Origin of the sequence: Arthrobacter sp. EM1, assembly GCF_029964055.1 — a bacterium.
Taxonomy (GTDB): domain Bacteria; phylum Actinomycetota; class Actinomycetes; order Actinomycetales; family Micrococcaceae; genus Arthrobacter.
Genome location: NZ_CP124836.1, coordinates 725,986 through 748,399, shown reverse-complemented (window position 1 = coordinate 748,399; position 22,414 = coordinate 725,986). Strand labels below are relative to the sequence as shown.

Genomic DNA, 22,414 nt, shown 5'->3' with positions numbered 1-22,414 from the left:
GTGGAGGAGACCCGCGATACACCTATGGGCAACCGGTAAATTACGGTGACGCCCGACATTGCTAGACCAGCGGCACCCCTCCAGCCGAACACCTCGTCCTGCGGTAGCCAACCCGCGAATATCAGTCTGACAGCGCCGTCGACCACGACGCGCCGGCCGCCGGACCAAGCAGGGGAACGAACACAAAAGAGCGGTCCAAGACATCCAATCTTGGACCGCTCACCCTTGCCGTCTTGACATGGACTACCTACATATCAGCTGTACTGCGCCATTAGGTTGGTGCCCGGCGGATTGGGCAGGTGCCCGGATGCTTCCACGCGGCCGGGTCGGCCGTCGAAGACCACCAGGGGCCGGTGATCACAGCCGGCGCCATGTTCCCCGCGGCCCGCCCTCCGGCGGCACTGTTGTGCCGTCAGCTTCTGCCTGGGACTCCAACACCGGCAGAGCCCTGCAGCGCGGAGGGCAGCGCGGTTCCCGGGGCGGGGACCTCCACCGGGCGCCGCTTCTGCGCCGTCTGGGCCAGGATATACAGCAGGATGGTCATCGACGAGGGATAGAAGAGGACCGGATCGCTGATGGAGGTGGCAAGGACGTAGATCCATGCGACCAGCTGGATACGGTTTCGGAATGAAACGATCAGGTGGGCCGCAACAACGAGCAGCACGAGCACAAGGGACGCCCAGCCCAGCTCGACGGCCAGCTGCACGTAGGCATTGTGCGCGCCAAGATTGTTTCCGATCCTCAGCGATATTTCACCCCAGCCGATGCCGGTGGCTTCGTTGCCTTCGAGCAGCCGCAACGCACGCTGCCACTGGCCCAAGCGCCACGCGCCAGAGTTGGAGGCCGCAGCCGGCCCGGCCGCCGTCTGGCTGACAAAGTCCAGCCTGCTCAGCAGCGTCTGGCCAACGGTGGCCACAAAGACGCTCAAGACCAGCAGCCCGGCCATCAGCCGCTTGATGTTTCGGGCCAGGAGAATGCCGGCGGCTCCGAAGAGCATCATGGTCGCCGTGATGCTCCCCGTCGTGAGCACGGCTCCGCCGGCCATCAGGAGATATCCGACCCGCCAGGTGTTGAGCTTCTGGGACAGCACATAGAGGATGGACAGGGAGAGCGCGTAGGCCGCAAAGTTGGGATGGCCGAAAAGTCCGCCGTACCGAAGACCGGTGTTTTCGGTGTCCTTGAACGGATGAGGGTACCCAATCAGTGGCTGGGAAAACACCGTGAGGGCACCGACGGTCATAATTCCCAGGAAGATTCGCAGGTTGGCCGCTGAACTGCGCGGAGAATCGCTCGCCACCCAAGGCACGGCAGCCAGCGAAATGAACCGCAGGCAGGCCTCCCAGTTCGGTGACCCGTTAAGATTCCCGGTCACGAAGATGGCCGCGGCGAGAACCAGGGGAAGCACTGACCAGCGGTTAAAGGGCAGCTGGCGCCGGATGAGGGCAAGGATGGCGACCAGGCCGAGTCCGGCAATCACCATCACGTTGTCCAGGCTCACCGTTCCCAGCTTGAAGGTGGATGTCAGCAGCGGCCCAACGAGCAGCAGGAGCAGCGCCACCGGCTGCGGATATCGCAGGGTGAGCACCAGGGCCGCGAGGCCGGCAGGGATCACCAGGACGGTCACGTCCCAGACAGCCGCCCACGACAAAAGGACAACCGCGGCGAAAGCGGCGGCAACAGCCGCCGCACCCCTTACGTCAGTGATTCTGCGGGTCAGCACGACGACCGCGAGAGTATAGGAATCATGTGGTGTCGCTACCCCCCGGGCCGACTTATTCGCAGCAGAAACGGAACTTGTTAAGACCCTAGCGTCGGACCGCCGGCACAGCCATGAGTAGTTCGGCTGGTTTCTACTTGTTAGCGGACAAAACCACTACCTGTTTGTTGGCCCAACTCCCTGCTTTGTCCGGATTCCATTGCCACCTCGCTGGGCCTGCGGATAGGTTCTGAACATGCAGGTGCCGCACTCGCGACCGCCCCTCAGGGCGGCGGCCGAAGGTCTTCGCGGAGACACAACTGGTCTCGAAAAATCATCGACTTGAGGGGGAAAATTGGAATTAGGCGATTACGGTCGGCATTTGCGCCGCAACTGGATACTCATCCTGGTGTGCATTTCCTTAGGCTTGCTGTCTGCAGGTGCCGCCTCCGCGGCGATGGCACCGGTGTACAAGTCCACCACCAAGCTGTTCGTGGCGATTCAGAATTCCGGGTCCGTTTCAGAACTGCAGCAGGGAAACAACTTCAGCCAACAGCGCGTGCAGTCGTACGCCATCACCGCCGCGACGCCGCTTGTCCTGCAGCCGGTGGTCGACAGCCTGGCCCTTCCCATGAGCGCCGCCGAGCTCGGTTCCAAGGTGGCCATCACGGCAGAGCTGAACACTGTTGTCCTGACCATCACGGCCAGCGATGAATCCCCGGAACGCGCCACGGCAATTGCCCGTGGGGTAGGACAAAGCCTGATTGAAGCCGTTGATACCCTCGAGACGGCTGCTGACAACGGAAAATCGCCGTTGAAGCTTACGGTGGTGACACCAGCCGATATTCCGTCCGAGCCGGCTTCACCGAACACACGCCTGAATCTCGCCATCGGCTTTATTGTCGGGTTGGCCCTCGGGATCGGACTCGCCGTCCTCCGAACGATATTGGACACGAAGATCCGCGGCGAAGCCGATGTCCGCCGCATCAGCGACCTGCCGGTCCTTGGCGGAGTTCCTTTCGACAATACGGCCAGCAAAAAGCCCCTCATCGCCGCAACCGCGGGAAGTTCACCGCGGGCCGAGTCATTCCGGCAATTGCGGACCAACCTGCAATTTACCCACGTCAGCAATAAGTCCAAGACGGTGCTCGTGACCTCATCGGTGCCCGGGGAAGGCAAAACCAGCACCAGCCTCAACTTGGGCATGACCATGGCTCAGAGCGGCCAGTCCGTGGTCGTCGTCGACGCCGACCTCCGCCGTCCACGGCTGGCCGGCTATCTCGGTATGGAGCACGCAGCTGGCCTGACAACCGCATTGATCGGCAAAGCCCGGCTCGATGATCTCCTGCAGCCCTACGGTGAACACGGGCTGCATGTGCTCACATCCGGCCAGATCCCGCCGAACCCGAGCGAGTTGCTCGGCTCGGACGCCATGAAGGAGATCCTCCAGGAACTGGAGGCACGGTTCGACGTTGTGATTATCGACGCTCCCCCCCTGCTCCCGGTGACCGACGCCGCAGTTCTGTCGCAGGAAGTGGGTGGTGTGCTCCTTGTGGTCGGCGCCCGGAAAGCGCGTATAGCCGACGTGAAAAAGGCAATTTCTTCCCTGCAGATGGTCAATGCGGGCGTGCTGGGGGTAGTGCTGAACCGGATGCCGTCGAAGGGGCCGGATGCCCACCGTTACGGCTACGGAACCTATGGGCCAACACCCCGCACGCTCAGGGCCGCCGCTCGAAAGGAACGCCGGCGCAGCAAGGAAGCCGCCGCGGCGGCCCGTGCGCCAAGGCCGGTAAACGTGCCCGCACCCGGCACACCGCCGCAGGACACTATTCCAGTCCTGGTTGATGGCCAGCGGCGCGGAGCCAGGGCGGGCCGTACATCCTGAGACGGCGCCCTGTCCGACCCCCTGAAAGGGGCTGACCGGCACTAGCCGGTTGGCCCTTTTTCGTGCGCCCTTTTACTGCAGGGGACCGTGTATTACCTAGGTAGCTTCGTGATGCTACTTGCTTCAAAAAGCTCCTTACGTGTCTTTTCCAGCGGGTATGTTCAGCCGTCCGCAGGCCTGAGAGATTGTTGAAGTGAAGTGGGCCACGAATCGGCTGCAGTGACGTCAATGACGCCGGAAAACACACTGCCAGCCTTCCTAAAGCCGCTCTGCAGAGGTCTCGATTACTAGGATGGCCCGCCGCGCCTCGCGCCGGCCGGCCAACGAATGTTTTGTGGGGAAGGACAGCCTGTGTCTAGAAAAGCCGTCAATGCCGTGGACCCGCGGACCCGTGGGTGGCTCCACCGAGGAACCGCAGTTATCGCCACCACCGCAGTCCTCGCGGCGACGCTTTCAGCGACTACCGCGAGTGCAGCCCCGACGGCTGTGTACCCCGCCGATCCCGCACAGTGGGACAGCTCGCCTTACTCTCCGCTGCCCCCAAACGGGGTCGCTGCGGCCGGCAACACCGTATCCCTGGACTTCGCGGGGATATCAGGCGGCCTGCAGACCCCCGACGGCGCCGGGACCGGTTTTACGTCCGTGCTTCCCTCGGCTGCCACAGGCAGCACACCCTACTTCGCCCGTGAAAACCTCGCCACCGCGAACGGCGCCCTCAACGTCGTCGCCACACCGGGAACGGTGTCAGGAGCCGCGAACGACCAGGACAACGCGCTGGGCGTAGGACTCAAACTGACCACGAGGACACTTCGGCTATCCACCACTGTGATCAGTCCCGCGGATCTTGCCGGTGGCGCCCAGCTCGGCCTATGGTTCGGTCCGAACGACGATAACCTCGCGACCCTGATGTTGGGCGGCGGAGGAACAGCCGGCGAGCGCCGAATCGAGCTCAAGCGCGAACGGAACGGCGTGTCCGAGCCCGCCACCACGGCTGCGCCGACGTCCGCGGATCTGGTATCAGTCGGCACCAGCCAGAACCTCATCGGGAACCGTCCGGTTCAGCTGACCCTGGACGTGAACCCTGCCGAGAACTCCCTGATCGCCGCCTATCAGATCGGCGCTGACGCACCCGTTCCGGTGGGACGGCTGGACCTGCCGGCAAATTTCATCGACGGTTCCGCCCTCAAGCCGTCGCCCCTGACGGACGTCGCAACTTTCGCCGGGATCCTGGCCAGCCGGGGCGCGTTGCCCGCGTCCACCCCCATGACGGCAGTGTTCCAGGACTTCGCCTCGGCTGAACTGCCCGCAGCGGCCGCAACGCCGACCACCACCGCCACGCCGACGCCGACCGCAACGCCGACCACCACCGCCACGCCGACGCCGACCGCAACGCCGACCACCACCGCCACGCCGACGCCGACCGCAACGCCCACCACCACCGCCACGCCGACGCCGACCGCAACGCCGACCACCACCGCCTCGCCGGTGCCGACGCCGACGCCGACGATCAGCTCCACCCCTGTGCCAGAACCGGCCGCCGCCACCGCCGTGAACAACAGCTCGTGCCTCGCAGGCGAATGGCAGGTGCAGTATTTCATCGGTACCTCGTTGTCCGGGTCCCCGGTTCGCGCGGATTGTGATGCCGACATTGGCTTCAATTTCACCGCCGGCTCCGGACCTGCCGGCGTTGGTCCCGAGCAATACTCGGCCCGCTGGGCCAAGACGATCACCTCCGGTGCCGGGACCTACAGCTTCACCACCCGGGCCGACGACGGACTTCGACTGATAGTTGACGGCCGGACGATCGTTGACCAGTGGGTTCAGCAGTCCGCCTCTGCAGTCAAAACCACCGATGTTGTCCTGGCCGACGGTCCGCACCTGGTGACCGTGGAGTACTTCCAGGCCTACGGTGACGCTCTGATCTCTGTGGGCTACTCCAAGGACGGGGTGGACAGCGAGGCTCCCATTGCGCCAACGGAGCTCGTCGCCACCGGTGGGTCCGCTGGCGTCGATCTGGCCTGGACAGCCAGCCGCTCCCGCGACGTCACGGGCTACCGGGTCTTCCGGGCCACCAGCAGCGGCGTCGACCTGAAGGGACTGCCGCTGACCGGGACGGAAACCCTTGCAGGCACTTCCTTCAGCGACGTCTCCGCCGTTTCGGGGACGACCTACTATTACGCGGTGACCGCCGTTGACGGCGCCGGGAATGTCTCCGCGGGTTCGAACGAAGCAGCCGGACAGCGGACATCGTCGGCCCGTGCCACGATCCAGGCCCTGGACGTTACTCCGCCACCGGCGCCGGCGGCGCTTTCAGCGGTTTCCGGCGACACAAAAGTAACGCTGAGCTGGACCGCTTCCGCCGCCGCGGACCTTGCCGGTTACCGTGTCTACCGTTCGCTGCAGCCGGTCGTTGGCGATACCGGCTCCCTCCTGTCCGGCTCGGCGCTCGTCACGGGCACGGGCTACACGGACACCACCGCCACTAACGGGACCACGTATTTCTACGTGGTCACTGCCGTGGACCTGTCGGCGAACGAATCCGGCCCCTCCAATGAGGCCCACGCCGTTCCGGTGGTACCCAACACGACCAATATCAAGGTCGACTTCACCACCACATCAGGCCTTCCGGCACCCGGCTACGCCGCTGACTGGGGCGAATCCTTCGGTCCGCGCACCGGACCCAACCAGGGCACGGGCTTGACCTACGGCTGGAAGACCCCGGACGGAAATCCCTTGAGCCTGGTCGGCAATGGCCGTGACAGGGGCCGGGTAGGCATCGACGACCGGCTCGATTCCATCCTGCACATGCAGTACGGCGACGACCCAGGCACTAACGGTGTCAAAACCGAAGGCGTCTGGGAAGCCTCGGTACCGGACGGACTTTACCGGGTGACGATCGCGGCCGGGGACATGGCGTTCGCGGCAGGGTACAACTCCGTTCATGCCCTCAACGTCGAGGCGGGCGTCGGCATTGAGAAGTTCCAAGGCACAGCCGGTCAGGAGTACCAGACCACGACCGTCGTCGTCGGTGTTTGGGACGGCGCCCTCACCGTGACCGCCGCGGGCGGAACCAACACGAAGATCGCCTACATCGATATCGTCGGCATCGAGCGGGCGCCCCATGTTGACACGATGCGCCCGGACAACCGCTCAACCGGGCAGGATCCCACCGACGGCGTATCGGCAACCATCCGCGTCCCCTACGCCGGCGTGGGTGTGGATGCCACAACACTGCCCGGCAACGTGCACCTCTACGAAACATCCACCGGCGTCGAGGTGCCGTCATCGACCGGAACCTCCGGTGGCAATGATGTGATTTCCACCCAGGCAAGCAGCCCATTAAAGGCCAACACAAGCTACCGCTTCGTCGTGACCGGCAACGTCAAGGACAACTACGGTGCCGCATTCGTCCCTTTCACTTCTGTCTTCACCACCGGTTCCGGTGGAACGAGTACCGGGGCGAACTACTCACCCCTGACCGGGGTGTCCTTTGACAAGGTCGAACAGCCGGTGGCGGCAGGGAAATACTGGTCATCGATGGCGTTCGGCCCGGACGGCAAAATGTATGCGTCCACCATCGGACAGGGCCTCTTCCGGTTCACGGTTGCAGCCGACGGATCCCTCTCCAACATGGAGAGCCTGGGTTACGCGGGCCGTGCCATCATCGGCCTGGTCTTCGACAAAACCGGAACGGCAGCCAGCCCGAAGCTGTGGATCACGTCAACCAGTGCCAACACCTTCAACGAACAAGGTGAATGGATTTCGGGCGTCAGCATGCTCTCCGGGGCCTCGCTGCAGACCGAGTCCAAGGTCTTCACGGGTCTCCCCCGTTCCCAGGCTGACCACCTCACCAACTCGATGGCGTATGGCCCGGACGGGCGGCTGTACTTTATGCAGGGATCCAACCAAGGCGCCGGCGACCTGGACAACTCCTGGGGCCAGCGAGGCGAGAAACTGCTCACAGCGGCCACTCTGGTCTTCGACCCGGCCGACCCGGCCGTGCAGCAGGCCATCTCCACCGCGACGCCGATCAGCGTGCAGACCTCCGGAGGGGGAACCTACAACCCCTACGCGGCAGGTGCGCCACTGAAGATCTATGCCACCGGCATACGCAACGCCTACGACCTGGTGTGGCACTCCAACGGCCACTTGTACGTGCCCACGAACGGAACCGCCGGCGGCGCAAACTCCCCCGGTGTCATCAAGAACTCCAACGGCACGTACACCAGGGTGGCGGCGGCCGGGATTCCCGGATTCAGCTCCGTCAACGGTCTGGACGTAACCTCCCAGTGCCTGCGCCGGGGATACACCGGCGGCTCGGTTCCCGCGATCGGCAACCAGCCCACCCAGCGCGACTTCCTCTTCGACGTCGTGCAGGGAGGCTACTATGGCCATCCCAACCCGGAACGCTGTGAGTGGGTCCTGAACGAAGGCAACGACCCGGCGAATCCGCCGGTGTCCCCCGGCCAGGGCGGCACTAAATACCCCTCCGGCACCAAAGCCGACCCAAACTACCGGGGTTTCGCCTATGACCTCGGCTTCAACAAGTCGCCCAACGGGTCCATCGAGTACAAGAGCAGCTCCTTCGGCGGCCAGCTCAAAGGCCGGCTTATTGTGACCCGGTTCTCCAACAACAATGACCTCTTGTTTATGCAGGTGGACCCCGCCACCGGCAAGGTCCTCGGCGAACAGACCTCACTGGGAATCACCGGGGTTCCCAACTCCGCAATCGGCAACGTCGACGGCTTCAACGACCCCCTGGAAGTCGTGGAAGATCCCAAAACCGGCAACCTGTACGTCAACCAGTACGACCGCAGCGGCAGTAACCAGGCCATGTTCCTGCTTCGGGTACCGGCCGGCCAGCAAGCCGCGCCGCTCACCTCTTCGGCGCCCGAGATGGTCTTCTCGGCGGTCAAGAGCACCACGGGAGCCACGAAGTCCGTCACCATCACCAACACCGGGTCCGCTCCCGCGGCCTTGGGCACCAGCATCGCCGGGGCCAACCCGGGCGAGTTCACCACCACAGGCGGGAACGGGACCACGCTGGCTCCAGGCGCCACCGTCACCATCCAGGCGACCTTCAAACCAGGTACCACCGTCGGACAGCGCTCAGCGGTCCTTCGCATCACAGCCGGTGGCAACGCACTCGACGTCGGACTCTATGGCCTGACGATGAACGGCATTGAGGGGCTGAACGAACCAACCCTCCAGGACGTCGTCGGGACCCTCGGGTACAAAATCAACGTAGGCTGGAGCAACCTCGAAGGCGGCACCCAGGCCATTGCCAAGGGTGACGAGCTGCTGGAGCCGCTGTTCGTCAAGTCCGGCACCGGAGCCGTCTCAATGACGCCCCTGGCCCAGTACGCCCCCAAGGAAGACCTCCCGTTCGGTTGGTACACCGGGGATGGACGGCCCGCAGAGCTGCACAAGCTCGGCTCGATCGATACCGCCGGCTATCAGTCACTGCTTCCGCCGTCCTCGCCCGGAACGGTGAAGACTTTCGATCCGGGAAACCAGAGCTTCGGGCTGTACTACTACTCCAACGCATTCCTGCGGACCGGCTACACGGAGGACCGGCTCAACACCGGCGGCGTGGCCCACCGCGCCCGGGTGTACCCGGCGAAAGACCGCGCCGGAGTGGCCATCGCCAACAGCTACATTGTGGCTTTCGAGGACGCCAGCAACGGCGACTTCCAGGACTACGTTTTCCTGGTCACTGGTCTGCGTCCCGCCACCGCCGCTCCGGTCGGTAGCGGAGCCTTCAAGGTCAACTTCTCCAATCTGGCGGCCGGTCTGCCCACCGGGTACCTCCGCGACTTCGGTGAGCCGTTTGGCCCCCGGACCCGCACCGACCAAGGCACGGGCCTCAGCTACGGCTGGAAGAGCCAGGCGACAGGTTCCCCGATCGACCTTTCCACGGCCGGGACTGCGGGTCCCGGGAACGGCCGGCTTCGCAGCACCACCCAGCCGGACCTGCGCCTGAACACCTTGATGCATATGCAGTCGGCGGACCTGGCAGCCTTCAACGGCCTGTCCACCTACGCCTTCTGGGAGGCGGCGGTCCCCAACGGCGACTACGACGTGACGGTGGCTGTCGGAGATGCTGCACCGCAGACGGCGCCGGAGTTGCATTCCATCAATCTGGAAGGCAAAAAGGTCATCGACCGCTTCGCCCCGTCCGGTGCCGCAGGCAGCGACACCCGGCACAACACCGCTGTGACCCGGGTGACTGTGACCGACGGTTTTCTGACCGTTGACGCCCTCGGCGGTACCAACACCAAGATTGATTACATCGATGTCGTTCCGGCCCCTACCGATCCCGGTGGCGATCCGACGGTCGGCGCCCAGGTCAAGGTGAATTTCCAGACTGCCGGTGCTCCGACGCCGGCCGGCTGGACCGCTGATACCGGAGCAGCCTTCCAGGCCCAGCGAAAGTTCGGCTGGCTGGTCGGCACAACGCCCACTGACCGGAGCGCCGCCACCCGGTACCGGACTGCGGCCACACCCGGAATCGCATACCCGTCGGATCCGCTGCTGCAGTCGCTGAACACGATGGGCCCCGCAAGCAACGTGACAACCGGGATATGGGAGTACGAGCTCCCAAATGGCACCTACACGGTGGCAGTCTCGGCCGGCGACGCCGGCTACCTTGACTCGACGCACGGGATTGCTGCCGAAGGGCAGCCGCTGATCGCCACTTTCGTTCCCACCGGAACATCGCCTTTCCAGACCGGATCACGGCAGATTACCGTCGCAGACGGCAAGTTGACCTTGTCCTCCAGCGGCACTAACTCCAAGATCAACTGGGTGTCGATCAAGGGTCCGGGCCTGGACACCCAGCCGGCCACAGTTCCCACGGCCGCGTACAACTTCACCTTGCCGGGAGCCATCACCCCCAGCGGGTGGACCGCCGACACCGGTGGGATGTACGACGCCCGCGGCTTCGGCTGGCTGGTCAACGGCACCCCGACGGACCGCACGCTGGAAGCAAGAAACCGCACGACCGCGGCTGCAGGGATCACCTTTCCCTCGGATCCGCTGCTGCAGTCACTGATTCAGATGCAGACGGCCAGCAAGGGCGGCACCGATGGCGTGTGGCAGCGCGCGGTTCCCAACGGCAGTTACGAAGTCAGTGCCTCCGTCGGCGACGCGGGCTATCTTGACTCCACACATGCCTTGAATGTCGAAGGCACCGCACTCGTTGCACCGTTCACCCCCAGCGGCACGGCTCCCTTCAAAACGGGCACCACCACCGTAAACGTCACCGACGGTATGCTCACCCTTTCCCCGGCCGGAACCAACACCAAGATCAACTGGGTCACCATCAAGGGCGCCAACCTGCTGAACCCGGTGATCTCGGTGACGGTCAACGGGCAAACCCTTGCCGGTGACTACGCCGGGGGCCAGGCGACTGTTTCCCTGGGTGGACAAGCTTCCGCCGGTTCCCAGATCACCACACTGAGCTACGCAGTCGACGGCGCACCAGCCGCCGGCTACAGCGCTCCGTTTAGCATCGGCAACGGTACCCACACCCTGGTGGTTACCGCCGTCGACGATGCCGGCCGGACCTCAACCCGCAGCGCGTCCTTCGTGGTCCAAAATGTCGGCGGGACGCTGACACTCAGCAATACGCAGGCAACCCGCCGGGCCGGACAGCCCGTCCCCGGCTTCTACGACGACTGGCTCGTGATGCACCGGCTCAACAGCGGAGTCGTCCAGCATAAGGTGACGGACTCCGCCACGGTAGCCCTGAGCAACACCGGTGACAAGGATCTGGTCATCACCAAAGTGGCGATCACCGGAACCGGGGCCAGCGGATTCGTCCTCGCCGCACCCCCGGTATTGCCCCTGGTCATCGGTCCCGGCGGCTCAGCGCCGTTGACGGCGCAGTTCACGGAAACCGCCGGAAGCAAGGGAGTCCGTGTCGCCCAGCTGGAGATCAGCTCCAGCGACACCGTGTCCGCCGTCAAGACCGTCCAGCTGCGCGGCATCTTTATGACTGCACCCGAAGGAACGAACGAACTGACGCTATCCCAGATCAGCCAGGCCTTTGGGATCACCACCGCCTACGGGACCCTCGCGCCGGGCGCCCAGATTCCTAACTCTGCACTGAACGGAGACGAAGTCCGTTCCCCGTTCTGGAAGCGCGCGGACAGCACCAAAGCCGTGACCGTCCGTCAATTGGCGTCCTTCCATGGCTGCTGCAGTTCCGGCGAGAGGATCGACATTGACGGCACAGCCGCTGACGCCAGCGGGCTGTACGCCCAAACCATCCTGCCGCTCAACCTCGGGGTGACCGGTCCGCTCGAGTTCGATGCGAATCCGGCGGGCGCGTTCCCCCTCAAAATCGCGGGCCAGTCGACCAATAACAGCAATTACCTTGCCGTCAAGACCTGGCCGGTCAGGGACAGGGCAGGCCAGCTGGTCCCCGGATCCTACGTTGTAGCCCAGGACTACATGTACTCGGCGAACGACTGCACCGCGGGTTCAGCCAACTGCGACTACCAAGACAACGTTTATCTCATCACTAACATCATCCCCGCCGGTGCTCCGGACACCACGGCCCCGGCGGCCCCCGCCGGGCTGAGCGCAACCGCCGGGACCAACACCGTGAACCTGGCCTGGACCGCCGGGACCGAACCGGACCTCGCCGGATACCACGTCGAACGCGCCACCACCGCAGCCGGCCCCTGGAACCGCCTGACCGGAACCACCCCCACCACCGGGACCACCTACACCGACACCACACCCCCGGCCAACACAACCCTGCTCTACCGCATCATCGCCATCGACACCTCCGCCAACGCCTCGGCCCCCTCGGCCACCGCAACGGCCACCACCACAACCCCCGCCACCCAACAACCCATCCGCATCAACGCCGGCGGACCAGCCCTCACCACCGGGGGCGTGAACTGGCTCGCCGACACCTACTTCACCGGCGGAAAGTCCTACACCAACCCCCAAGTGACCGCCATCGCCGCAACCACCGATGACCCGCTCTTCCTCAGCGAACACAGCGGCGCCGGCGGCTTCAGCTACGCCATCCCCGTCCAACCCGGCAACTACACCGTCAAACTCCACTTCGCCGAAATCTGGCACGGAGCCACCGGCGGCGGACCCGGCGGACCCGGACAACGCGTCTTCAACGTCAACCTCGAAGGCGGCACCCCCGAAATCACCAACCTCGACCTCAACGCCACCGTCGCCCCGATGACAGCCCACACCATCACCCAACAACTGAACATCACCGACGGCACCCTCAACCTCGACTTCACCGCCACCACCGACGAACCAAAAATCTCCGCCATCGAAATCATCCCCGCCGGTGCTCCGGACACCACGGCCCCGGCGGCCCCAGCCGGGCTGAGCGCAACCGCCGGGACCAACACCGTGAACCTGGCCTGGACCGCCGGGACCGAACCGGACCTCGCCGGATACCACGTCGAACGCGCCACCACCGCAGCCGGCCCCTGGAACCGCCTGACCGGAACCACCCCCACCACCGGGACCACCTACACCGACACCACACCCCCGGCCAACACAACCCTGCTCTACCGCATCATCGCCATCGACACCTCCGCCAACGCCTCGGCCCCCTCGGCCACCGCAACGGCCACCACCACAACCCCCGCCACCCAACAACCCATCCGCATCAACGCCGGCGGACCAGCCCTCACCACCGGGGGCGTGAACTGGCTCGCCGACACCTACTTCACCGGCGGAAAGTCCTACACCAACCCCCAAGTGACCGCCATCGCCGCAACCACCGATGACCCGCTCTTCCTCAGCGAACACAGCGGCGCCGGCGGCTTCAGCTACGCCATCCCCGTCCAACCCGGCAACTACACCGTCAAACTCCACTTCGCCGAAATCTGGCACGGAGCCACCGGCGGCGGACCCGGCGGACCCGGACAACGCGTCTTCAACGTCAACCTCGAAGGCGGCACCCCCGAAATCACCAACCTCGACCTCAACGCCACCGTCGCCCCGATGACAGCCCACACCATCACCCAACAACTGAACATCACCGACGGCACCCTCAACCTCGACTTCACCGCCACCACCGACGAACCAAAAATCTCCGCCATCGAAATCATCCCCGCCGGTGCTCCGGACACCACGGCCCCGGCGGCCCCAGCCGGGCTGAGCGCAACCGCCGGGACCAACACCGTGAACCTGGCCTGGACCGCCGGGACCGAACCGGACCTCGCCGGATACCACGTCGAACGCGCCACCACCGCAGCCGGCCCCTGGAACCGCCTGACCGGAACCACCCCCACCACCGGGACCACCTACACCGACACCACACCCCCGGCCAACACAACCCTGCTCTACCGCATCATCGCCATCGACACCTCCGCCAACGCCTCGGCCCCCTCGGCCACCGCAACGGCCACCACCACAACCCCCGCCACCCAACAACCCATCCGCATCAACGCCGGCGGACCAGCCCTCACCACCGGGGGCGTGAACTGGCTCGCCGACACCTACTTCACCGGCGGAAAGTCCTACACCAACCCCCAAGTGACCGCCATCGCCGCAACCACCGATGACCCGCTCTTCCTCAGCGAACACAGCGGCGCCGGCGGCTTCAGCTACGCCATCCCCGTCCAACCCGGCAACTACACCGTCAAACTCCACTTCGCCGAAATCTGGCACGGAGCCACCGGCGGCGGACCCGGCGGACCCGGACAACGCGTCTTCAACGTCAACCTCGAAGGCGGCACCCCCGAAATCACCAACCTCGACCTCAACGCCACCGTCGCCCCGATGACAGCCCACACCATCACCCAACAACTGAACATCACCGACGGCACCCTCAACCTCGACTTCACCGCCACCACCGACGAACCAAAAATCTCCGCCATCGAAATCATCCCCGCCTGAAACCCGGCAGTAGTAGCGCCGGGTCTGCACGACAGCGCAGCAGGTGCCGCCCTTGGCGGCACCTGCTGCGCTGTCGTTCGCGCCAAGCCGGTTTATCGCGGAACGGAGCCCGGGCCCGGAAGATCGAGAGGCCGGCTGACGCCGAGCCGGGCGAAGATCCTGTACAGATGCCGTTCGATGCTGCGCTCCGAGACCCGAAGCAACGCAGCAATCTCGGCATTGCTGGCGCCGCCGGAGACCAGGCCACGGATCTCGGATTCGCGGGCCGTCAGGGCCGGGGCAGGCTCGGGATCGACGAACCCCAGCTGCGGGGACATCCCCAGAGCCGCCAACCGTTGCTGGACCTGTGCCCGGACAGCAGGCAGGCGGCGATGGTCCGCTTCCTGCGTCAGGCACCATTCGGCCTGCTGCGCGGATTCGAGCGCCAGACGCAGGTAGCCTGCGGCCAAGGCGGCATCGCCGGTCCTCATCAAGCCGGTCGCATCGGACCCTGCAACCGCGCGCGCAAAATCATGCACCAGAGCAGACTCCGGCCCGTCAACTGCGCTGCTGCATATGGCGAGGGCGGCAGCGCCTGGGATATCGCCCGGGACCAGCGCCAGCCTCCGTATTTCCGTTTCGATCCCGCGCAGGCCCTGGCCGCGGGCCAGCTCCGCCAGGGCCGTCAGGGTACTTTGGCTATCCCGTCTGGCAAGAGTGCCGGCGGCGACCGTGGAATACGCTTCGACGAGGAGTCGCAGGACCAGTGGTTCGCCGCCGGGAAGCCGTCGGAACGCCGCCAAATGTTCGTGGCCGGCGTCCCGGTCCCCTGCCGCGGCAGCCGCATATGACGCGACCGAGTAGACGAAGCAGCGCAACTGCCAGGGATCCGCTACCTTGAGTTCTTCTGCGGCGAGTGACATAGCTGCCAGGGCCTCAGGCATCCGGCCTTGTCGGATCATCGAGAATCCACGCATCGCCTGGAGCATGCCGCCGCTTCGTATCAGCCGCGGGGGGTACGCCCTGGCGTAGTCGTCGATGGCGGCTGCGGCGGGATCCCATTCCCCCGCCAAGGTGAGAACCAGGCAGTGCCGCATCAGCAGGTCCTCGTCGATCAACGGCAGACCCAGCTCGTGGCACTTCGCGTCTTGCCAGGCTTGCTGGTCCAGGGCGCGTCCCGCGAGAACACGCCCCTGGGCGCTCCAGATCAGGGCGAGCAACGAAGAAGCCGGAATGCGGATCGTTGCCGGTGCCCCTGTCCCTTCGATCACAACGCGGAGTCTGCCCTCGACTTCGGTTAAGGAACCGCTCGGGTCGAAGACGTTGATGTCCCCGACCCCATCGCGGGCAGGCTGCGCAGGCTCCGGCAGCAGCGCCGGGCCGAGGTTTAGCGGCGGTGCGTGTCCGCTGCCACGCTCTGCTGCGACCGCCTTGAGCCGGGCAGCCAGCAGGGCCGAGAGGTAGGGCTCATCGGGTCCGTGCAAACCAGTGGCCTGCTGGAGCAGGCCACTGGCGATCCGGGGCCGGCCCGAGGTGAATTGAGCGTAAGCCGCCTGAAGACGGGCCTGCGGCAAAAAAGACTCGTCGCCGACGGCAGCAGCTGTTCGCAGCGCGGCGTTCGGGTCGAGAGCAACATTGGCCAGGCGGGCTGCCCGGAGAAGATCGGCTGCGGGGACGCGGGCACCGCAATCCATTGCCCAGCGGACCTGGTTCCGGAACGCTTCCGGGCGAAGCTGCCCGCCGCCGGGAAGGGCCAGTAGGCTCCCCCGCAGGCGAGCGCTGCGTCCGGCCGGAATCTGTCGACGCACAATTTCACCGATCAGCGGACTTGCGGGCCGAACCCGCCGGTCTCCCGAACGGGAGACCTCGATGATGCCGGCCCGTTCCAGGGCGTCGACGGCCTTGGGATTGCTGAATCTCAGGAGCTGGCCGACGCTCAACGGCCCGGCCAATGCCACCAGGGCGGCGGCAAGATTGGCCTCCGAGGAAAGCCTCTGGAGTTGATGGTGCACGAGGTCTGCTTCCGGGAATCCGGCAAGCACCGGCTCAGCGACCAGCAGCCATACCCCGTGCCGCAGCGCGAGCGCCCCGGTCCGCCGGCAGTGTTCAATCAAGGACAGCACCATAAACGGGTTCCCCGCGGCGAGATAGGAAAAGCTCGCACTGACCCACGGTGAAACGTCGCAGCGCAGGACTTGTTCGCATAGCTGGTGGACTTCCGACCGGTTCAGCGCTGCAAGCTCGTATTTCGCGACGATTCCGTCGTCCCAGAGTGCCAGGAACTCTTTGGGGATCAATGTTCCGGGTCCGCTGGTGGCGAGGAGGCCTGCTGCGCCGGTGGCCACTGCCTGCGCCACCAGGTGCAAGGTCCCCCGGTCCAGGCTCTGGGCATCGTCGACCACAAAGAGCGGCCGCCCGGACCTGGACCTGAGTCTGCTGGTCATGGCTTGGAGAACGGCGGGGTAGGAGTCGAGGTCCCGTGCCGGCAACTCGGCCAGATGCGGCGCCAGCACCCCGAAGGGGACCGCCGCGAGCGCCGGTGTCGCGGCCAGACGGATATAGGGCGGGTGGTCTCGAAGTTCGTGCAGAACAGCCGTGGTCACGGCGGTTTTGCCGGTGCCGGCGCCTCCGACGATCAAAGCCCCGGATGTGCCTGCGTCGTTGAGGGAGCCCGCAACCGCCTTAACGAGCCTGGCACGGGCAACGAGCATGGCGGGTTGGTTCAGGCTTTCCACATTCCCCACCTTTCCTCCGAACTGCTGGGTCACTGCCTCATCCCCGGTGTGCGGGTCCGGCTGTTAGCGCAGCCGGAACTAACAGCGCCCGCGGCGGTCAGCCGAGACGGACATTGTCCACCGGGCCGGACATCACTTCTTTGAGCTCGGCCCGGCTTGCAACATGCAGTTTCGCGTACACCTGGTACAGATGGCCCTCCACGGTCCGGACCGAAACGTGGATCTGTTCGGCGATCTTCCGGTTGGAGGTTCCGCTGGCTGCCCGGACGGCGACCTCGATCTCCCTGGCCGTAAGCGTTGACGTCGTCAAGGAATGCAGCCCATTCTTCGGACCGCCGATCCGGTCTTCCACGGACTGTTGCATACGCTGGGCAATCCTCAGTGAAATCCGGTTGCCGGCATCGTGGGCGCAACTAACCGCCTTGCGCGCCGCATCCCTTGCAAAGATGGTGTGGCCCAGCTCTTCGGCATCCTTGGCAGCCCCAAGCAGCTGCTCGCTGTCGGACTTCTTTAATCCCTCTGCCAGCCGGAGGCACAGTGCTGCGAACCGTCCATTGACCTGGGTTGCAAGGCCGGCCAGTTTCTGGCCCACCTGCCGGTCCCCCAAACGGGCCGCCGCAGACAAGAACAGCAGGCCGGTGCTCAGAGCGCCCGCGGCCTCATCGATGTCGGCTTCTGCCGTCAGGAACCGAATGGCGGCCGTCCGTTGTCCGAGCTCGGCACGGGCGGACAGCTCGTAGTACCTGGTCATCCGCTCGGCGATCCAGGCCCCCTTGGCGTCCTTCTTACCGAGCGCTGACAACATGGCCTCGGCCTTGTCTTCCTCCCCCTGCAGGCAGGCTGCATAGGCGCCCGCGGACGTGGCAAGTGCCCAGAGGGATTCGTGATCCTGGACCTTAAGCTGCAGGAGGCCGGCCTGGAGCTTGGGCAAGGCCTCGCTCAGCAGCCCTCGATGCAGATCCACAATCCCTTGCCCGATCTCGAAAATGCCGCCCAGCCGGGCCTGCGGCTCGGCGGTCGCCGCGGCCGCAGTCAGGCACGCGCTGGCCTCGCCAAATTTTCCGCAGAGCAGCAGCAGCAGCAGGAAGCGGCAGCGGATCTGCCGGATCGATGTGTCCGAAATTCCGCTGCGGACGGCGGCGGCCATCACCTCCCGGCCCAGTGCTGTCGCTGCCAGGACATCGCCGGTGGCAGCCATCGCCTCGCAGACCAGGCTGGCGGCCACAATCTTCCTTTCGCTGCCTAAATCGCAGGTGTCCACGTCGGCAAACATCGTCAGGACATCCTGGTAGCGGCCCTCAAAAACGGCCAATTCCGCGCTGGCGCTCCGCAGCTTTTCGCGGAGATCCGCCACGTTCGCCTCCAGTGGCTGCGCCTCAAGCCGTCGTCCGATTTCCAACAGCCTGGCGCCTGCCTGGGCGGCTGTCGCGGGCTGGCGCTTGTCCAGTTCTGCGCGAAGAAACTCAATGGCAGCCCAATCAGCGAACTCAGCATCCTTTTCGAGCGTGTGGCCCAGGACCTGCAAAACCCGCCGGGCCGAATCCTCGTTATTGACGTTGAGGTGAGCACGAGCAGATTCGATCGCGGCCCCGACCATGGATTCCTGTCCGTCAATCTCCTGAATGAACCTCAGCGCAGCGGTGGGATCAGACTCATCGTTTGCCATCTTCGCTGCCGAGAGTGCACGTCCGGGCCGTACTTCCTCGCCGCAATCCAGCGCCCACGCAACTTCCTTCGAGCCCGCAGCGTCTGCCCGTTCCGATTCCTCCATCCCCGCGCCGAGGCGCCGCCGGAGTTCGGCGCTGCGCCCTGGCGGCACGACGCTGGCCACAATGCTCGCCACTACCGGGTTGGCAATACTGACAGTCGGCGGATGGTCGTGGCTGACCCGGATCATGCCACGCTCCTGGAGTGCGTCCATGTCCTGGGAATTGGCAACATTCATTAGGGTCTGCAGCGGCACGGAACCGGCGAGGGACAGCAGCTCGAAGACATCGCGCTGGCCGCTGCTCAGACGGTTGAGCCGGGCCCTGACGACGTCCCGGATTTCTCCGGTCAGGGAAACCGGCCGATCGCCCAGGATCCAGGTGCCGTCCTGACGGACAATGGTTCCCAGCTTGATCTGCTCCCGGGTCAAAGAGTGCAGGAACAGTGCGTTGCCGCCGCTGGCGTTCCACAACGCCCGGGCGGCAGCGTGCGAGAAGTGCCCGCCGTATTCGTGCTGCAGGGTGGTGGCGGTTTCGGTGAAATCGAACGGGCCAAGGTCCACCCGGCGCAGCATGTCATCCTTCCACAGCCCCATGATGTCGCCGCCGACATTGGGCAGGTCCACACATGCTGCCAGCAAGGACACATGGCCGCCGGCGCTTAACTGGGCAACCATCATCGTCGAGAGCTCGTCGAGGTCGTGGGCGTTGTCGACAAACAGAACAACCCGGCGTCCCTTGGCTTTGCTGTGGAGCAGCTGTGTCAGCCCGCGGAGGACCATCAGCGGATGCTCGAGGTGCGAGGCATCGAGGTCATTCAAGAGCACACTCAGGGCACCGTAGGGAAGCTTCGAGGAGATGGAGCTGCCCCGTACCTGGACCACAAGATGGCCGTCCCCGAGCTGTTCGACCGCGCGCTGGGCCAGGAAGGACTTGCCCGCGCCGTGCTCCCCCACCAGGACAACGCCGCAGCCTGAACCGGATTGCAGCCCGGCGAGAATGTTCGCGACGAGGTCCCGACGGGCATATGGCCTGTCGTGCCACCCCGGATGTGAGTGTTGGCTGGAAGGAACTGGGACTGTAGTGCCGCTGCCCGCGGGCAAGCTACCGCTGTGCTGAAACATGTGAGAGACCTTCGCAATCAAAGTGTGACCAGTGATAAATCAAACCTATGGAGGCTGGACTACTTCAACATGCGTAAGAACTACTCGAATCCAGGGGCGGAGATTGGTTCCATCTACGTAGGTGTACTCAGATAGGACCGGCGAAGCGGCGACGCCGGGTAAGTAGTCCCGACGGGCCTAACCGGTTGCCGCCATGGGGGCGGTATCCCCGGCTAGTAGGCCCCTTCGGGACTGATCACTACCTTCAAGGTCCGCCAGAGAATGACCACGTCTCCCCACATGGACCAGTTCTCCACATAGTAGAGGTCGAGGCGCACAGCGTCCTCCCACGGCAGATCCGAGCGTCCGCCAATTTGCCAGAGTCCTGTAATCCCGGGCTTTGTCAGCAGCCGGCGGTTGATATTGCGTTCGTACAGCTCGACTTCCCGGGGCAACGGCGGCCTCGGGCCAACCATGCTCATGTCGCCGCGGAGCACATTCCAGAACTGCGGGAGCTCATCGAGGGAGTACTTGCGCATCCATCGACCGCACCGGGTGATCCGTGGATCGTGTTGGATCTTGAACAGCACTCCCGCGGCCTGGTTCTGTGCCATCAGCGCGTTCAGGTCGTCCTCCGCGCTCTCCACCATCGAACGGAACTTGAGCATGTAGAAACGTTTCCCGTCCTTGCCCACGCGTTCCTGCCGGAAGAAGGACGGTCCCGGGCTGTCCGAGCGGACGATCAAGGCCAGGACGAGGAAAACCGGTGCGAGGGCCAACAGTGCGCCGGCGGCGAGGACCACGTCCATCGCACGTTTTATCCGGTGCTTTCCACCGGCGTACCGGGGCAGGTCCACATGCATCAGGGGAAGTCCTTCCACCTGGCGCAGGTGCATCCGGGGACCGGCAACGTTGGTGAGGTTTGACGCCAGCACCAGCTCCGCCTGATGCTCCTCCAGCATCCAGCCCAGCTCACGGAGCCCGTTGTTTCCACCCGGCATCGGCCCCGCCACAATAACCGCCGTCGCGCCGGCTTCCTGGACGGCCGGGACGATGTCGTTCAGGCCGCCAAGGATCGGGACTTCGCGGTTATCAATACGGAGCGACGTCCCTGCCGTCCCCCCGGAGACCAGTGTTCCAAGTACTTCGAAGGTTGCACCGGACTTTCGATTCAACTGCCGGATGACATACCTGACATCCTCAGGTTCCCCGGAAACCACAACACGGGAAAGGTAGTGGCCCCGGAGCCGCTGGGAGTTAATCCATTGCCGCCAGATCCACCGGCTTCCCGCCAGCCCGAGGATTCCCACCGGCAGCCCCACAAGAAACATTGCCCCTGCAGCATTCCACTGGGTCAGCACGGCAACCATGGCGGCCAGCCCGAAAACGTTCAAGGTCGCGGCCACAACGCGTTTGTATTCGTCCGACCCTACGCCCAGAATGGTCGAGTCCCGGGTCCGGTACACAACGAGGAACGCCGCCCACAGCAGTGCGACGCCGGCGGCGAAAACCACGGAGCCGCCGCCGCCAAGGGGTACTCCGGCGCCGGCGGAGAGGTCAGCTGACGCCTCGGCCTCGATACCGGAGGCCGTAGCCAGCAGTACAACGAGTATGTCGGTGCAGCGCAGGCCCCGCCGATAGAACTTGACCCAGGCCCGGCCGGAAGTACTTGGTGCGCGGGCCGCCAGCGGCACCGCGGCCGGCTGCAGCAACGGCAGGGCTGCGGCTGCTTGCCCCCCGGAACGCCACGCCGTTGCGGCGGGTATCCAACGGGTTTGCCAGCTCCGGTGTGAATGCCTTGGCTGGGCCTTGGTGCTGCTCATAACACCCACCGGCCGTGGGCCGCTGTCTGCAAAGGCAGACAGCGGCCACGGGTGGAGGCTAGGGAGCCGACGGCGGCTGGGGGGGGAACCTCGGTCTCAGAAGGTTCCGACGCCGTCGGCTCCGTCAAGGGGGTCAGCACACATCGTGCGGACCGTTGAGGAGACCGGTTAGGGAAGAATATTTGACCCGGAGCACCATGCCGGACAGTCTCGACGACCCGGATGGTTCCGCGCGGATCATGGCTCGAAGCCGCAGCTAGCAACGGTTCCGCCCGGGACATGGGCTTACTTGTTTCATCAGGATTCCACATTTGAGACCTTCATCGAGGTTGTCCGTCTGGTGCCTGAAATCAATTAAGCCGGTCCCCGGGCCCGGGCACACCGGTAGTCCATACTCGATTTACGGCCCCGGCCCGGCGGGTGTGTGGCGGTGCCTACTTGGAAACGCAGGCGCTCGGGATCCGGTGCCGCATTCAACTACGTGGTCGCCTACGCGGCGCCGGGAGTGCTTACCTAGGCCACCCGGCCGAGCAGGCATGGCACTGCCCCGGCAGCCGTGCGCCCGGACAGGGACGGGATGGAGGTGCAGCCAGGGATGGC

General features: G+C 65.0%; 6 protein-coding genes. 2 read left to right on the top strand and 4 right to left on the bottom strand.

The window, feature by feature from the left end:
- Positions 1-412 precede the first annotated feature (412 nt).
- Positions 413-1,720 (bottom strand): O-antigen ligase family protein, encoded by a 1,308-nt coding sequence (locus tag QI450_RS03335; protein WP_226776250.1) that lies wholly within the window; start codon positions 1,718-1,720, stop codon positions 413-415.
- Positions 1,721-2,051: 331 nt separating this feature from the next.
- Between QI450_RS03335 and QI450_RS03330 the strand changes: the two genes are divergently transcribed.
- Positions 2,052-3,581: a polysaccharide biosynthesis tyrosine autokinase gene (locus QI450_RS03330; RefSeq protein ID WP_226776249.1), complete on the top strand. Its 1,530-nt coding sequence runs from the start codon at positions 2,052-2,054 to the stop codon at positions 3,579-3,581.
- Between the two features lie 351 nt (positions 3,582-3,932).
- Entirely contained in the window at positions 3,933-14,468 is a 10,536-nt protein-coding gene (locus QI450_RS03325) for a malectin domain-containing carbohydrate-binding protein (protein WP_282468100.1), read from the top strand.
- Positions 14,469-14,560: 92 nt separating this feature from the next.
- Here the strand turns inward: QI450_RS03325 and QI450_RS03320 are convergent, their stop codons facing one another.
- The 3 genes from QI450_RS03320 to QI450_RS03310 all read right to left on the bottom strand — a co-directional run bounded on the left by QI450_RS03320 (position 14,561) and on the right by QI450_RS03310 (position 21,814).
- The gene (locus QI450_RS03320) at positions 14,561-17,215 is read right to left on the bottom strand and encodes an AAA family ATPase (RefSeq protein WP_282468099.1); all 2,655 of its coding nucleotides are present in this window, start codon (positions 17,213-17,215) and stop codon (positions 14,561-14,563) included.
- A gap of 64 nt (positions 17,216-17,279) precedes the next feature.
- Positions 17,280-20,012 carry a LuxR family transcriptional regulator gene (locus tag QI450_RS03315; RefSeq protein WP_226773583.1) on the bottom strand — a complete coding sequence of 911 codons (2,733 nt, stop codon included), beginning with the start codon at positions 20,010-20,012 and terminating at the stop codon, positions 17,280-17,282.
- A 212-nt stretch (positions 20,013-20,224) separates the two neighbouring features.
- Entirely contained in the window at positions 20,225-21,814 is a 1,590-nt protein-coding gene (locus QI450_RS03310; RefSeq protein ID WP_226773584.1) for a sugar transferase, read from the bottom strand.
- Positions 21,815-22,414: the final 600 nt, after the last annotated feature.